Consider the following 2,864-nt stretch of genomic DNA (forward strand, 5'->3'; position numbering starts at 1 on the left):
TGGTGCGTGGTTGCGAGTCGAACACCGGACCACTGGTCTGCTGATACGACGAGCCCGGAATGGCCGGCGAGCCGGGGCCGAAGAAGCCGGCCGGTGCACCTTCGGCCGGGTTGAACACCGGGTCGGTCACGCGCGGGAACACGTTGTCGGCAGCACCGTACTGGGTGTTGTTGATGCCGTTGAGGTTCATCAGGTTGTTGTTCGAGCCATCCACCGCCCGCAGGCCCAATGCCGAACGGATGTTGGGCAGCAGCGAGAGGATGTCTGCCCCGTTGGCGTCGGCCTCGGCGATCTTGATCTGGTCGAGGATGAAGTTGAGGTCGGAACGCACCATGTGCAGGCCGGCGCCGCCGGCAGTGGCATCCACCACCGGTGTGGCCGGCGTGGGTACCACAGGCGCACCCGGCTGGACCACGGTCGTGGGCTGCGAGAACAGCACTTCGGTGGTGCCGTGGGCGTCCTGGTACATTGCCTTGACCCGCAGGCTCAGCCCGGCCAGGTCTGGCGACACCTTGAAGTTGGTGCCATCGGCGCTCTGGAACGCCAGGTCGCCGGCCGGCAGCAGGATGATATCCTCGAACACACCACTGCCCGGGGTGGCCTCGACCTGCCAGTAGTAGGACACCGAGCGGTCGGCAAGCGTGCCCAGCGGGTTGCCGGCGCTGATGTTATCGGCATCCAGCACGCCGGCGACATTCACCGTCAGCATATCACCCACGGTAATCACACCGCCGTTGCCATCGGTGATGGCAGGGCTGCCGGTCGGCTGGGCGTTCAGCCCTTCGACCAGCACGCGCTGGCTGTCGGCGAACTGCAGGCGTTCGATGTGCAGCAGGGTATCGACGCCATCGCGCCCCGCCACGTTGTCAGTCACGGTCCACACATCGTCAGAGGTGTCGAGTGTACCTTTGGTGTTCTGCGTCACCGTGTACTCGCTCTGCACGCCGGAGAACACCGCCGTGTCGAACGCCGCACCGCCCGTGGAATTGCCGGGCAGGATTTCCCGCACGGCCTTGAGCTGGCCAGGGTTGTAGGTGCGGTCGAGCATGAACGGGATCATGTCGACCATGCTGTCGAAGCTGGCGATTTCAGGGCCGGTGTGATTGACGTCACCCGGGGCATAGACGGCAATGCGCACGTTGAGCCACTTGTCACCGTCGATCAGGTCATCACCGCCACGGCCCTCGATCAGGTCGCTGCCATTGCCGCCCAGCATGATGTTGCCGGTGGCAAAGCCGGTGGTCGGCAACCCGGCATCGGCCAGGAACTGCTGCAGGCCACGGATCAGCGCGACGTTGGTCAGCGCACTGCCGGTGGCACCACCGTGGTTGAGGATGGTCACGGCATCGACATTATCGCCCTTGAGCACATCGGCGAAGTTCGAACCGGACACGCCCTCGACCTCGGCAAAGCGGTCGAGGATGGAAGCCGGCGAGGCGCCGACCGGGTTGAAAACACCGGTGTTCTGGTTCGGAGCGTTGCCATGAGGCTGAGCCAGGGCGGCCAGCGTCAGGTCGACGGTGACGCCGACCTGGTCATTCTTGTTGGTAATCCAGTCGAAGCCGGACATGCCGTCCATCTTGTCCTGGGCATCGCTGCCGACAAAGATGTCGTCGCCGCCCTCACCGATCATCTCGTCGAAGCCACCGCCACCGACGAAGATGTCGTTGCCGATCACTTCGTCACCCAGCAGCGGCGCAAAGTTGTCTCCGGGCGCACCGTCCTGGGTACCCTTCTCGATCCAGTCGTCGCCCTCGTTGCCGGTAGGTGGCAGGTTGGTCTTGGCGCCGAGGATGAAGTCGTCGCCCTGGCCGCCGAAGGTGGTGCTGATGTCTTCGGTGGTGATGATGAAGTCCTGGCCGTTGCCACCCAGGATCAGGTTACCGCCCACCAGCATGCTGCCGGCAACGATCACATCGTTGCCATCGTTGCCTTCCAGGCGGTTGTCGCCGAAGGAGTCGGTGATGATGTCGTCACCGGCACCACCCAGCACCGCGTCATTGCCCGCGCCGCCTTCAAGGGTGTCGTTGCCGGCGTCGCCATAGACAGTATCGTCGCCGTCGCCAGAGATGATGATGTCGTTGCCGGCGGTGCCGCCCAGCACCACGTGGTCTTCACCGGTGTAATGCAGGAAGTTGGTGTCGGTGCCCACGGTATCGGGGTTGTCGCGGATCACCAGCGGTACGATCTCCACTCCGTTGATCTCGATCCCACCCGTAGGGTCAGCCCGGCCATCGGCCCCCAGCCCGGTGAACTGCCTGGTCTGGTCCACCTCCAGAGTGAAGGTGGGCGTGAGGAATACGGTGTTGGACAGATGGGTGACATCGGAGTTGAGCATGATCAGCTTGGCGAAGGAATTGTTCTCCAGCTCGGTGCCGAAGTTCATGCCCGCGGTGCGCGAAAGGTAGTAGAACCGGTCGCCGTTCTGCAGGGCTTCCAGCTGGGTTTCGAAGACGAAGTTGAAGCTGGAACCGAGCATGCCGCCAAATGGCATTTTCTCTTCGGCCAGGCCGCCGACCCAGAAGTCGATGGCATCGACACCGGTCACGGTCACCCCGGTGATGTCGTCGGCGGTGCCGACGATGCCATCCGCGCCAGCCAGTGTCACGTTGGCATAGGCGCCGGTGCCGTTGAGGAAGTCCAGGCGGTCCGCTGGCGCACCGTCACCGCCAAGCACCAGCGCCACGGCGGCGGCGCGCTTGGCCGCTTCGGTGTCCGCCCCGGTGATGGTGGCGTGGGTACCGTAGGCGGCGATGAAGTTGATCAGCGACGCCGGGTGCTTGAGGTGGTCGGCAAAGTCGGCCCAGCTGATGTATGGCTTGAGCTGGCTGTCGCCAGTCATGGCATAGAACTCGCGGCGCGCC

Annotated in this window: 1 protein-coding gene; it reads right to left on the minus strand. The window is 64.3% G+C overall.

Annotation, left to right across the window (positions count from 1 at the left end; translation table 11 throughout):
* A partial coding sequence (locus JV551A3_RS18355; RefSeq protein WP_328592110.1) for a peroxidase family protein occupies nt 1-2,864 on the minus strand: 2,864 nt, incomplete at both ends.

This window comes from Pseudomonas inefficax, assembly GCF_900277125.1.
GTDB lineage: Bacteria > Pseudomonadota > Gammaproteobacteria > Pseudomonadales > Pseudomonadaceae > Aquipseudomonas > Aquipseudomonas inefficax.